Annotated in this window: 8 protein-coding genes and 1 pseudogene; 6 read left to right on the forward strand and 3 right to left on the reverse strand. The window is 72.0% G+C overall.

The genetic code is table 11. The features are described 5' to 3' along the window. Positions 1-15 precede the first annotated feature (15 nt). Both OG607_RS40290 and OG607_RS40295 read right to left on the reverse strand, forming a co-directional pair. Positions 16-2,712, reverse strand: a complete 2,697-nt coding sequence (locus OG607_RS40290) for a GNAT family N-acetyltransferase (protein WP_405737380.1) — start codon at positions 2,710-2,712, stop codon at positions 16-18. A 138-nt stretch (positions 2,713-2,850) separates the two neighbouring features. Then, positions 2,851-3,501, reverse strand: coding sequence for a CBS domain-containing protein (locus tag OG607_RS40295; protein WP_405737382.1), 651 nt, complete (start codon positions 3,499-3,501; stop codon positions 2,851-2,853). 254 nt (positions 3,502-3,755) lie between these two features. Here OG607_RS40295 and OG607_RS40300 point away from each other — a divergent pair. From OG607_RS40300 to OG607_RS40325, 6 genes and pseudogenes are all read left to right on the forward strand, one after another. Beyond that, positions 3,756-4,048 (forward strand): annotated as a pseudogene (locus tag OG607_RS40300) (universal stress protein); the annotation flags it as partial. Between the two features lie 138 nt (positions 4,049-4,186). Beyond that, positions 4,187-4,567: a universal stress protein gene (locus OG607_RS40305; RefSeq protein WP_405737384.1), complete on the forward strand. Its 381-nt coding sequence runs from the start codon at positions 4,187-4,189 to the stop codon at positions 4,565-4,567. A 185-nt stretch (positions 4,568-4,752) separates the two neighbouring features. Continuing rightward, on the forward strand, positions 4,753-7,017 hold the full coding sequence (locus tag OG607_RS40310) for a PAS domain S-box protein (protein ID WP_405734512.1): 2,265 nt from the start codon (positions 4,753-4,755) through the stop codon (positions 7,015-7,017). A gap of 151 nt (positions 7,018-7,168) precedes the next feature. Next, the gene (gene pflB / locus OG607_RS40315) at positions 7,169-9,430 is read left to right on the forward strand and encodes a formate C-acetyltransferase (RefSeq protein ID WP_405734514.1); all 2,262 of its coding nucleotides are present in this window, start codon (positions 7,169-7,171) and stop codon (positions 9,428-9,430) included. After that, positions 9,427-10,158, forward strand: a complete 732-nt coding sequence (pflA, locus tag OG607_RS40320) for a pyruvate formate-lyase-activating protein (RefSeq protein WP_405734516.1) — start codon at positions 9,427-9,429, stop codon at positions 10,156-10,158. The genes pflB and pflA overlap by 4 nt, the downstream gene beginning before the upstream one ends. Before the next feature lie 27 nt (positions 10,159-10,185). Then, the gene (locus tag OG607_RS40325) at positions 10,186-10,992 is read left to right on the forward strand and encodes a universal stress protein (protein ID WP_405734518.1); all 807 of its coding nucleotides are present in this window, start codon (positions 10,186-10,188) and stop codon (positions 10,990-10,992) included. On the opposite strand, the gene OG607_RS40330 is transcribed toward OG607_RS40325, so the two are convergent. Beyond that, entirely contained in the window at positions 10,904-12,568 is a 1,665-nt protein-coding gene (locus OG607_RS40330) for a SulP family inorganic anion transporter (RefSeq protein ID WP_405737386.1), read from the reverse strand. The genes OG607_RS40325 and OG607_RS40330 overlap by 89 nt on opposite strands. Between the last annotated feature and the right edge of the window lie 214 nt (positions 12,569-12,782).

Genomic DNA, 12,782 nt, shown 5'->3' on the forward strand with positions numbered 1-12,782 from the left:
CCAGCTTCGGATTTCTCAGCGCAGGCGGCGCAGATACGGATCCCGGGCGTGCCGGGGCAGTACGCGGATGCGTACGTCGAGGGCGGTGACGCCGTCGGGCCGGGCGACGACCGGATTGAGGTCGGCCTCGGCGAGTTGCGGCAGGTCACTCGCGAGTTGTGACAGTCGCAGGAGCACCTGCTCCAGTCCCTCCAGGTCCACCGGGCCGCTGCCGCGGTGGCCGAAGAGCAGGGGGGCACAGCGCGGCGCGGTGATCAGATCGTGCACGTCGCGGTCGGTGAGCGGAGCGAGACGGGCGGCGTGATCGGCGAGGAGCTCGGTCGCTGTGCCGCCCAGCCCGAACAGGACCAGCGGACCGAAGACCTCGTCCTGGACGACGCCGGCGACCAGTTCGGTGCCGCGCTTCGCCATGGGCTGGACCAGGACGCCGGTAAGGACGGTGCCGAACCGGGCCGTGAGGTCACGGTGGGCGGCCCGGATCTGCTCCGGGCCCTCCAGATCGAGCACGACCGCGGCCTGGTCGCTCTTGTGCAGCAGGCCGGGCCAGTGGGCCTTGAGGACGACGCGGCCGTCGGGTCCGGCCAGGCAGGCGGCGGCTTCGACGGCCTCCTGCTCGGTCTCGGCCCAGGCCTGCGGAAGGTGCGGGATGCCGTAACGGTCCAGCAGGTCCGCGCACTGGCGCGGGTCGAGCCAGCCGCCCTCGGGGTTCGCCGCGAGGAAGCCGTCGACGAGCGCGCGGGCCCCCGCCGGGTCGGTGCCGGTCAGCTCCGGTACCGTGCCCGGCGGCCGGTCGAGCCAGCGGGTGCGGGCGGCGGCATGGGCCAGGGCCCGGGCGGCGTCCTGCGGGTCTGCGTACGCGGGGACGGCGCCGCCACCGGTGGTGTGCAGCAGCCGGACCCGGTCCGCCTGGTCGAGCAGGACCGCGGCGACCGGCCGGGATCGCTGTTCGGGGGCCGAATGCGTGAGGGCCCTGAGGGGCTCGTCGCCGGTGGCCTCGGCCAGAGCGGTGGGTACCAGGGCCACCAGGACCGCGTCCACGGCACCGTGCTCGCACAGCCGGTCCACGCAGGCCCGCAGGGCCTCGGCGCCCACGACGGCGGTGGCGTCGACCGGGTTGGCGGCGCTCGCCCCCGCGGGGAGCAGGCCCAGGAGATCGGTGACCAGGCCGGTGGGAAGCTCGGGGACGGTCAGCCCGGCCTCGGCGCAGGCGTCGGCGGCCAGCACGGCCGCGCCGCCGGCGTTCGACACGACGGCCACCCGGGCCCCGGCCGGAAGCGGCTGGGAGTGCAGCAGGGCGGCGGTGTCGAGAAGTTCGCCGATCGTCCGGGTGGCGATGACGCCGGCCTGGGTGAACAGGGCCTGCCGGGTCATCGTCGGGGTGGCGGCCGCAGCGGTATGGGAAGCGGCGGCCCGGCGCCCGGCGGTGGACCGGCCGGCGTCGACGGTCAGCACCGGCATGCGCCGGGCGACCCGTCGTGCCGTACGCGAGAAGGCGCGCGGATTGCCGAACGACTCCAGGTGCAGCAGAGCCAGGTCGGTGGTGCCGTCGTCCTCCCACCACTGCAGCAGGTCGTTGCCGCTGACGTCGTACTTGTCGCCCAGCGACACGAAGCTGGACACGCCGATCCCGAGCCGGGACAGCCCGCCGAGCAGCGCGATCCCGACCCCGCCGGACTGCACCGCGACCCCGGCCGTGCCGGGCAGCGGGCGGTGCGCGGCGAATGTCGCGTCCAGCCGGATTGGCTCCTCGGTGTTGGCGATGCCCAGGCAGTTGGGGCCGGCCAACCGCATGCCGTAGCGGCGGCAGACGGCCAGCAGGGCGGACGCCTCACCGCGGTCCAGACCGGAGGTCAGAACGACCAGGGCGTGCACGCCGGACTTTCCGCAACTCTCGGCCGTCTCCGGCACCGCGTGGGCGGGCACGGCGATCACGGCGAGGTCGGGAGGATCCGGAAGCGCTGTGACGCCGGGGAAGCACGGCGTGTGCTCGATGGCGTGGGCATGTGGGTTGACGGCGTAAAGGCGGCCGGTGAAGCCGGCTCGCCGGATGTTCTTCAGCACCGCCCGCCCCACCGATCCGGGCTTGGTGCCCGCACCGACCACCGCGACGGAGCGCGGGCGCAGCAGCGGCCGCAGGCTCGCCGTGTCGGCGGTCCGGCCGCGTTCGTCGACGGCGGTCAGGTAGTGCTCGTCCGGGTCGAGCCGGATGGTGCAGTGGACTTCGGTGCCGTCGAACCGGCGCGCGGTGTTGAGGCCGAGATCGGCGAAGACCTTGTGCATCAGACGGTTGTCGGCCAGCGCGTCGGCGGTGAAGGCCGTGACACCGTCCTCGCGGGCGGCGTGCACCAGGTGCTCCAGTAGCAGCGTGCCCACGCCGCGGTGGTGGAAGTCGTCGGCGACCGCCAGGGCGATCTCAGCAGACGTGGGTTCCGCGGCGGTCTCGTATTCGGCAACGCCGACGACCTGTCCGGCGTGGGCGGCGATCAGGGCACGGTGACCGGGCCGCGGCGGGGCGCACAGCCGGTCCGCGGCCATCCGGCCCGACAGACGGCTGGCTCCGAAGAACCGCAGCCGCAGATTCTCGGCCGACATCTTCTCGTACAGCCGTACCACCTGCTGGTGGTCCTCCGGCTGTGCCGGTCGTATCTCCACCGTCCTGCCGTCGGACAGCAGCGCGTGGACGGGTCGCACGCTGTGCGGGGTGCCGGTCATCACGGTCCTCTTCTCCTCGGTGCCGCTTCGACGATCCACCGGCGACAGTGCGGCCGGCTGGGGCTGGCCGGGGGCGAGGAGAGGGCCGTTCGGCCCCGATTCGGTCCGGTGCGGTCCGGTGCGGTCCGGTGCGATCGGTCAGGCGCCCGGCTTGTGGTCGAGGTCGCTGCGGACGTCGACGACACCGTCCACGCCGCGGCACAGCCGCTCCACGACGGGGATGAGGCTCTCCTGCCCGACGGTGCCGGTCAGGGTGACGCGACCGTCTACGACGTGGACGGTCACCGAGTACGGGGCCAGACCGAGCGTCCGGGTGAGGACATCGCCCTGGATCTCCTCGCGGATGGCGCTGTCCCGCCGCAGGAAGACCCGCAGCAGGTCGGCACGGCTGATCACGCCGACCAGCCGACCTCCGTCGTCCACCACCGGAAGCCGCTTGACGTGATTGCTCTCCATCACCCGGGCGGCCTCCACGACGGACCACTGGGGGCGGGCGACAACGGCCGGGCCGGTCATCAGCCCGTCGGCCGTGATCGCTTCGGCCTTGGCCCGGTCTGCGTGCGGTGTGTGCGCGGCGGGCAGCAGCCCGGCCGGATCCGACTGCTGCGCTTCCTTGCGCAGCAGGTCCGCTTCGGACACCACGCCCACCGGGCGGTCCGCGTCGTCCACGACGGGCAGGGCCGTGATGTCGTATTCCATCAGGAGCTTGGCGATCTCCTTGAAGGGCGTGTCCCGACCTGCGCGGACGACGTCCCTCGTCATCAGATCGCTGACGCATCGGTGCTGCATGGTCATGGCTGCCGCCTCCTTCGCCTGGATGTCGCCTCTCCTTCAATGTCCGCCCGGCCGGCCCGCGCACGCGTGGGCCGGCCGGCCCACACCGGGGCCGCATCGGCCCCTCGTCCGCGCTGACAGACGGTGCCACGGTGCGTACGCGCAGTCCTGTACGGCGAAACGAGCGAAAGGCGGTGGGGACGGTGGAGCTTCCCCTGGTGGTCGGTGTCGACGGATCGGAGTCGAGCCTGCTGGCGGTTGACTGGGCCGTGGCCGAGGCGGTGCGGCACGGTGTGCCGCTGCGGCTGGTGCACGCGAGCCTGTGGGAGCGCTACGAAGGGACGATGCCGCCCTTCAGCCCCGGCCGGGGCCGTCCGGACAGGCCCTGGGCGAGCAGATCATCGCCGCCGCGGCCGAGCGCGCCCGGCTGGGCGACCCGGACGTGAAGGTCACCGCCGACGTGCTGTCCGAGGACACGGTGTCGGCGCTCCTGCGCGAGGGCCGCACCGCGTTCGCGCTGGTCACCGGACACCGCGGCCGGGGCGAACTCTCCGGGCTGCTGCTCGGATCGACCGGCCTGGCGGTTGCGTCCCGCGCCGAGTGCCCCGTGATCGTCGTGCGCGGCGAGCAGTCCAACCTGAAGGGAACCCATCGCCGCGTGGCGCTCGGAGTCGGTGACGCCGGTGACAGCTCGGCCGCCGTGGCCTTCGCCTTCCGCGAGGCCGGGTTGCGCGGTGGGCGGCTCGAAGCCGTCCACGCCTGGCGCTGCCCGGCACGCGAACTGCCGGACTTCCCGGCGTACGCGGGCGAGGTCGCCGACCCGCACCGGCGCGAGGCCGAGCGGCACCTGGACGGCGTACTGCGCGCCCCGGCCCTCGAGTACCCGGACATCGCCATACGCCGGGGGATCCGTGAGGGCGCGGCTCGTGACGCCCTGCTGGACGCGGCGCTCACCGCCGACCTGCTGGTGGTCGGCGCGCGCCGCAGGCACGGTTCTCTCGGTATGCAGCTCGGCCCGGTGAACCACGCGGTACTGCACCATGCCGCCTGCCCCGTGGCGGTCGTGCCCCAGCCGGCCTGACCGCCGATCCGGCCACCGGATCCCATGTGGTGGGCGGGTCTTCGGAATCCGGCGTGAAAACAGCGGTCATTGCGTCAGGTTGCGCCGAAAAAGGACAAACCCGGTGTGGGACGGCTCCGGGATGCTGCACTGGTCCGCATCCCGGCAGGTACGGGAGGGCGTGGGACGCGCGGGCTGGAGGCAGGATGACGTCGGAGGGGAACCTGCGCAGGACAGCAGGCGGACAGGGGCTGTTCCGGGGGTTGTTGGAGGCGGCGCCGGACGCGATGGTGATCGTGGACGACGCCGGTGTCATCCGGTTGGTGAACGCGCAGACGGAGGCGTTGTTCGGGTATCCGCGTGCGGAGTTGCTGGGGCAGCCCATCGAGATTCTGGTGCCGCACCGGTTCCGGGAGCAGCATCCCGGGCATCGCCATGGCTACGCGGACAATCAGAAGGTCCGTCCGATGGGTCAGGGTCTGGAGTTGTACGGGCTGTGCAAGGACGGCAGGGAGTTCCCCGTCGAGATCAGCCTCAGCCCCCTGGAGACCCCCGACGGGCTGCTGGTGTCCGCCGCCGTCCGCGACGTCAGCGACCGCAAGGCCGCCGAAGCGAGATTCCGGGGGTTGTTGGAAGCGGCGCCGGACGCGATGGTGATCGTGGACGACGCCGGTGTCATCCGGTTGGTGAACGCGCAGACGGAGGCGTTGTTCGGGTATCCGCGTGCGGAGTTGCTGGGGCAGCCCATCGAGATTCTGGTGCCGCACCGGTTCCGGGGGCAGCATCCCGGGCATCGCCATGGCTACGCGGACAATCAGAAGGTCCGTCCGATGGGTCAGGGTCTGGAGTTGTACGGGCTGTGCAAGGACGGCAGGGAGTTCCCCGTCGAGATCAGCCTCAGCCCCCTGGAGACCCCCGACGGGCTGCTGGTCTCGGCCGCCGTCCGCGACGTCAGCGACCGCAAGGCCGCCGAGGAGCGGATCAACGAACTCGCGGTGCTGGTCGAGTCGTCCCAGGACGCGATCCTCGTCAAGACCCTCAGCGGGGAGATCACCTACTGGAACGCCGCCGCCCAGCGCCTGTACGGCTACGACGCCGAGCAGGTCATCGGCCGGCACATCGACATACTCGCCCCGCCCGACCGCAAGGACGAGATCGCGACACTGCTCGAACGCATCGGACGCGGCGAGCGGATCGAGCACTACGAGACCCTGCGGGTCACCAGCGACGGCAGCCTCCTGGATGTCGACGTGACCCTGTGGCCGACCCGCAACCGGGACGGTGTCATCACCGGTGCCTGCTCCATCGTGCGCGATGTCGCGGACCGAAAACGGGCCGAGCAGGAGCTCACCGAGCTGTACCAGCAGCAGCGGCACATCGCGCTGACCCTGCAACGCAGTCTGATGGGCGCCCCTGAGAAGGTCCCCGGGACCCGCGCGGCCAGCCGCTACCTGCCCTCGACCCAGGGCGAGGGGGTGGGCGGGGACTGGTTCGACCTGATCGCGCTGGGCGACGGACGGGTCGGCCTGATCATGGGAGATGTGATGGGGCGCGGCCTGGACGCGGCTGTGGTCATGGGGCAGCTACGGTCAGCGGCCCGTGCCCTGGCGCTGGCCGGGCTGCCGCCCCGTGACCTGATGCAGGCGCTGGACGCCTTCACCTGTGGGCTGCCCGAGCAGTTCGTCACGTGTGTCTATCTGGAGGTGGACCCGGCCCGGGGTGAGATGACGGTGTGCTCGGCCGGTCACCTGCCGATTCTGCTGATTTCGCCGGACGCCACGGTCGGCGCGCTGCCGGTGCCGGTCAGCGTGCCGCTGGGGGTGGGCGAGGTCCCGCATGAGCAGGTCCGCCTTCCCGTTCATCCCGGTGCGACGCTGGCTCTCTACACCGACGGGCTCGTGGAGACCCCGCACAGCGACATCGAGAGCCAGTTGAAGCTCCTGACCGTGACCCTGCAGGAGGCGTTCACCGGTACCAGCGGCCTGGAGGCAGCGGCTGAACATGTCCTGCGTGCCCTGCTTCCGGACACCCGCACGTCGGCCGACGACGTGACCCTGCTGCTGGTCGGCTTTCCCGTGGCGCCCCTGGCCATGGTCGAGACGGAGCTGGGCTGCGAGGCGCTCTCGGTACCTGCCGGGCGACGGTTCGTCGACAAGGCCCTGCGCTCCTGGGACCGTGCGGCGCTGGCGGACACGGCGTCGCTGCTGGTCTCGGAGCTCCTGACGAACGCGGTCTGTCACGCCGAGGGGCCGATTCGCCTGGGGATCCGGCACAGCACCGGCGAACTGGTCGTGGAGATCACCGACCGCAGCCCTCATCTGCCCCGGCAGCAGTCCGGGGACGCCGACGACGAACACGGGCGCGGCCTGATCCTCGTCGACGCCCTCGCCCACAGCTGGGGCACCCGGCCGGCCACCGACGGCAAGACCGTCTGGTTCTCGCTCCTGACCGCCCCGGCCGGAATCCGGTAGCCGGAACCCGGTAGCCGGAGCCCGGGGGCCGGGCGGCCTCCGGCAAGGGCCGAACGGCCCCGGCAACGGGCTCCCTGCGGCCCTGCCCCGGGACGGCCGCAGGCGATGAACTCGTGGGAGGAAGACAGCGGAACACCTCCCGGAGGCAGCGATGACGGTAACGGCACCCACGGACATCGGCACCTCCGTCCCGGCGTGGCACGGTTTCGCCGGTCAGCGCTGGCGCGAGCACGTCGACGTCCGCGACTTCATCCAGGCCAACTGCACCCCGTACGAGGGCGACGCGTCCTTCCTGACCGGCCCCACCGACCGCACGACCGCCGTCTGGGGCAAAGTCGCCGCGCTCTTTCCCGAGGAGCGCCGCCGGGGGATCCTCGACGTCGACACGGCCACCCCCTCGACGATCACCTCGCACCTGCCGGGCTTCATCGACCGCGACCGTGAGCTGATCGTCGGCCTGCAGACCGACGCGCCGCTGAAGCGGGCGATCATGCCCAACGGCGGCCTGCGCATGGTGGAAAACGGCCTGCGCGCGTACGGCTACGAGCCCGACCCCTTCGTCAGCCGGGTCTTCGGCACCTACCGCAAGACCCACAACGACGGGGTCTTCGACGCCTACACGCCCGAGATGAAGGCCGCCCGCAAGGCCGGCATCATCACCGGCCTGCCCGACGCCTACGGCCGGGGCCGCATCATCGGCGACTACCGCCGGGTCGCCCTCTACGGCACCGCCCGCCTCACCGAGGCCAAGCGCGCCGAACGCGCCCTGCTGGACGCCCGCCCCTCCACCGCCGACGTGATCCGCGACCGCGAGGAACTGGCCGAACAGATACGCGCCCTGGGCGAGTTGGAGCAGATGGCTGCCTCCTACGGCTGCGACGTGACCCGCCCCGCCGCCGCCGCCCACGAGGCAGTGCAGTGGCTCTACCTCGGCTACCTGGCCGCGGTGAAGGAGCAGAACGGCGCCGCGATGTCGCTGGGGCGCACCTCCACCTTCCTGGACGTGTACCTCGCCCGCGATATCGCCGAGGGCCTGATCGACGAGACCCGCGCCCAGGAGCTGATCGACGACTTCGTCATCAAGCTGCGGATCGTACGCTTCCTGCGCACGCCGGAATACGACGCGCTGTTCTCCGGCGACCCCACCTGGGTCACCGAGTCCATCGGCGGCATCGGCGAGGACGGCCGCCCGCTCGTCACCCGCACCTCCTTCCGCTTCCTCCAGACCCTCTACAACCTCGGCCCGGCGCCCGAGCCCAACCTCACCGTGCTCTGGTCGCCCCGGCTCCCGGCCGGCTTCAAGCGGTTCTGCGCCCAGGTCTCCATCGACACCAGCGCCGTCCAGTACGAGTCCGACGAGCTGCTGCGCCCGGGCACCGGCGACGACACCGCCATCGCCTGCTGCGTGTCCGCCATGACGGTCGGCAAGCAGATGCAGTTCTTCGGCGCGCGGGTCAACCTCGCCAAGGCCCTGCTCTACGCGATCAACGGCGGCCGTGACGAGATGACCGGTGACCAGACCGCCCCCGCATCGCCGCCGCTGACCGGCGAGTACCTGGACCACGAGGCGCTGTCGGCCGCGTACGACCGCACCCTCGACTGGCTCGCGGCCACCTACGTCAACGCCCTCAACGTCATCCATTACATGCACGACAAGTACGCGTACGAGCGGCTGGAGATGGCACTGCACGACCACCCGGTCCACCGCTACCTCGCCTGTGGCATCGCAGGCCTGTCGGTGGCCGCCGACAGCCTCTCGGCGGTCCAACACGCCCGGGTGAAGGTGATCCGCGATGCCACCGGCCTCGCCGTGGATTACGTCGTCGAGGGCGACTACCCTGCCTACGGCAACAACGACGACCGCGCCGACGCCATCGCCGTCGGCCTGGTGAAGTCCTTCATGGCCAAGGTCGCCCGGCAGCCCGCCTACCGCGACGCCGAACACACCCAGTCGGTGCTGACCATCACCTCCAACGTGGTCTACGGCCACCACACCGGCAACACCCCCGACGGCCGCCGCGCGGGCACCCCGTTCGCCCCCGGCGCCAACCCCATGAACGGCCGGGACAGGCACGGCATCGTGGCGTCCGCGCTCTCGGTCGCCAGGATCCCGTACGACTGCGCCCGCGACGGCATCTCCCTGACCTCCACGATCACCCCCGAGGGCCTGGGCCACGACCCGTCCGAACGCGCCGCCAACCTGGTCGGCATCCTCGACGCGTACACAGCGGCGGGCGGCTTCCACATGAACGTCAACGTCCTGAACCAGTCCACCCTCCAGGACGCCATGGAGCACCCGGAGAACTACCCGGATCTGACCATCCGGGTCTCCGGATACGCCGTCAACTTCGTCCGCCTGACCCGCGAGCAGCAGCTCGACGTGATCAGCCGCACCTTCCACGGTGCGCTGTGAGCGCCACCGGCCGGGTGCACTCCTGGGACCTGTCCACCGGCGTGGACGGTCCCGGGACCCGGTTCGTGCTCTTCGTCAGTGGCTGCCCGCTGCGCTGCCTGTACTGCGCCAACCCCGACACCTGGCACATGCGCGACGGCAGGGAGCTGACCGCCGACGACGTGATGGACGAGATCGAGAAGTACCGTCCCTTCGTCACCACCGCGGGCGGCGGCGTGACCCTGACCGGGGGCGAGCCTCTGCTCCAGCCCGCCTTCACCGCCGAGATCCTCCACCGCTGCAAGGAACTCGGCCTGCACACCGCCCTGGACACCTCGGGCTTCCTCGGCGCCCGCGCCGACGACGCCCTGCTGGCCGACACCGACCTGGTGCTGCTCGACATCAAGTCCTTCGACATCGCCGCCTATCGCAAGCTCACGGGCGGCGAACTCGCCCCCACCCTCAACTTCGCCACCCGCCTGGACCGGCTCGGCATCCCCGTGTGGATCCGCTATGTCCTGGTGCCGGGCCGCACCGACGATCCGGCCGCCGTCGACGGCCTGGCCGGTTTCGTCGCCGGCCTCACCAACGTCGACCGCGTCGACGTACTGCCGTTCCACAAGCTGGGCGCCGCCAAGTACGACGCCCTCGGCATCCCCTTCCCGCTGCGCGACACTCCCGTGCCCGAGCCCGCCCTCACCGAGCGGGTGCGCGAGCAGTTCCGGGAGCACGGCCTGCGGGCGCTGTGACCCACATGATCGACAGGAGGCCCGGAAATGAAGCCACGCGTGGTCGTCGGAGTCGACGGCTCGATCATCGCCGTACGCGCCCTGGACCGGGCCGCCGAGGAGGCCGCGCGGCGCGGCGCCGCCCTGGAGGTCGTGTACGCCGTCCCCGACCTCGACGAGGCCGGACCCATACTGGCGTCCTCCCTCTCCCGGTTACGCGAGCGCCACCCCGCGCTGGAGGTCACCTCCGCACCTGTCGTCGCCGGCCCGGTCGAGGCGCTGCTGCGCCGGGGCCGGGACGCGGCGCTCACCGTCGTCGGCACCCACGGCCTCGGCGGCCTCGCCGGGCTGCTGACCGGCTCGGTGAGCCTGCGCCTGGCGGCCCATACCGCGACGCCCCTGCTCGTCGTACGCGGGGACCGCTCCCTGGAGCGCGACAGCCTCGGGTTCCAGGAGGTGCTGCTCGGCCTGGAGAGCGACGCCGACGCAGACGCGGCCCTGTACGCGTTCGAAGAGGCGGCACGCCGGAAGGTCCGGCTGCGGATCGTCCACGCCTGGACCCACCGTCCGCTCGTGGCCGCCGACGCGGTCGTCCCCGGGCACCTGGTTGCCCCGCTGCGGAAGCGGTATCCGCAGGTCGAGGTGGAAACGCAGGCCGTACGGTCCGGCCCGGCGCACTCGCTCATCGATGCCACCTCCGGAGCCGATGTCGTCGTGATCGCCGCCCGTCGCAGGCCGGCCCGCATGGGCCCGCAGCTGGGCCTGGTCACTCATGCCCTGCTGCACCACTCCCACTGCCCGGTGGTTGTCGTCCCTGTCGGCGACGCCAGTCCTGGTACGCCGTCACAGCGGTAGGCAACGTCGGGAAGATCCTTTCCGGGCCGACCGCCCCGGTCAGTCCGTACGCGTCCAGGTCGTCGCGCAGATCCTGCTTGACGCGGGCCAGGGCGAAGACGATGCCCCGGCGGTCGAGTTCGCCGCGCAGCGAGTCCACCGCGTCCAGCGCGGTGATGTCGACCTCCACATTGGCCTCCGCGTTGAGGACGAACCAGTCCACCGCCGGTCCCGGGTGCCTGTCCACGGCGGCCAGTGCCCGGCGGCGGAAGTCCTCGGCGTTGGCGAAGAACAGTGGCGAGTCGTAGCGGTAGACGACCAGTCCGGGGATCGTACGGGCCTGGGGGTAGTCGTCCACGTCGTGCATTCCGGCCACCCCGGGGACGATCCCCTCGATCGCGTCGTGCGGGCGGGCCACCCGGGACAGCATCTCGGCGACCGACAGGCCGACGGCCACCAGCACCCCGTACAGGATGTCCAGCACCAGGACGCCGGCCAGACAGCCCAGTGCCAGCAGCAGTTCGCGGCGGCGGAAGGAGCCGAGGCGCCGGAAGCCGGGGAGGTCGATCAGCCGGACGGCGGCGTAGACGACGATGGCCCCGAGCACCGCCGACGGGATGTGCGACAGCACCGGACTCAGGAAGAGCAGCACGGCCAGCACCGCGGCGAAGGCGACCAGTGAGTACGCCTGCGTACGGCTGCCGGCGGTGTCGCCCAGCGCGGTACGGCTGGCGCTGCTGCTCACCGGGAAGCCGTGCAGCACCCCGGCGCCGAGGTTGGACGCGCCCAGGGCCAGCAGTTCCTGGTTGGGGTCGAGCGCGTGCCCGCCGCGGGCCGCGAACGCCCGCGCGGTGAGGATGACGTCGGTGTAGCCGACCAGCAGCACGCCGATCGCGGGCAGCACCAGATCCGACAGGTCGCCGAGGCTGGGGAACGCGAGCCCCGGCAGCCCCGCCGGCACGGTGCCGATCACGGCGATCCCGTGCCGGTCCAGGCCGAACGCGGCGACGACGGCGGTGCCCAGCACCACGACCAGCAACGGCCCGGGCACCGCCCGCCAGTACCGCTGCACCACGAACAGGACCAGCAGGGCGGATGCGGCGAAGGCCGTCGTGGCCGGGCTGAGCCCGCTCAGATGCCGGGCGAAGGAGAGCAGCTGAGGGAAGAACTCCCGCCCGCTGACCGGCACTCCGGTCAGCCGGGACAGCTGGTCCACGATCATGGTCAGCGCCACGCCCGCCATGTATCCGACCAGGACCGGCCGCGACAGCAGCTCCGCCACGAAGCCCAGCCGCGCCGCCCACGCCACCAGGCACAGCAGCCCGACCGTCACCGCGAGGGCCGCGGCCAGCACTGCGTAGCGCCCCTGGTCACCGGCGGCGAGCGGGCCGACCACGGTGGCGGTCATCAGCGCCGTGGTGGACTCCGGCCCCACCGACAGCTGCCGCGAGGAGCCCAGCACGGCGTACAGCACCAGTGGGGCGAGGATCGCCCACAGTCCCGCGACCGGCGGCAGCCCCGCCAGGCCCGCGTACGCCATCACCTGCGGCACCAGATACGCCGCCACGGTCACCCCGGCGAGCAGGTCGCCCCGCATCCACTCCCGCCGGTAGCCGGCCAGCACCGCGATCCCGGGCAGCACACGCCGCCAGCCGCGTACGCCGTCAGGCGATCCGCTCAACGTCCTTCCCTCCGCCCGCCGAAGTCCTTCCTACGGCCTGGACTCTACGGGCGCGGACAGGGCCGACCGGTCCGGGCACGGGACATTCGGCCCGGTGCCCCGCCCGAGGTCACGCGGCAGGCTGAAGTCG

It is taken from the genome of Streptomyces sp. NBC_01537 (genome assembly GCF_045040445.1).
Classification (GTDB): domain Bacteria; phylum Actinomycetota; class Actinomycetes; order Streptomycetales; family Streptomycetaceae; genus Actinacidiphila.

Bases quoted from the DNA above. Each gene is read 5' to 3' on its own strand.
- OG607_RS40310 (WP_405734512.1), top strand. From the start codon at position 4,753: ATGACGTCGGAGGGGAACCTGCGCAGGACAGCAGGCGGACAGGGGCTG.
- OG607_RS40295 (WP_405737382.1), bottom strand. From the start codon at position 3,501: ATGCAGCACCGATGCGTCAGCGATCTGATGACGAGGGACGTCGTCCGC.
- pflB (WP_405734514.1), top strand. From the start codon at position 7,169: ATGACGGTAACGGCACCCACGGACATCGGCACCTCCGTCCCGGCGTGG.
- OG607_RS40290 (WP_405737380.1), bottom strand. From the start codon at position 2,712: ATGACCGGCACCCCGCACAGCGTGCGACCCGTCCACGCGCTGCTGTCC.
- OG607_RS40330 (WP_405737386.1), bottom strand. From the start codon at position 12,568: ATGCGGGGCGACCTGCTCGCCGGGGTGACCGTGGCGGCGTATCTGGTG.
- OG607_RS40325 (WP_405734518.1), top strand. From the start codon at position 10,186: ATGAAGCCACGCGTGGTCGTCGGAGTCGACGGCTCGATCATCGCCGTA.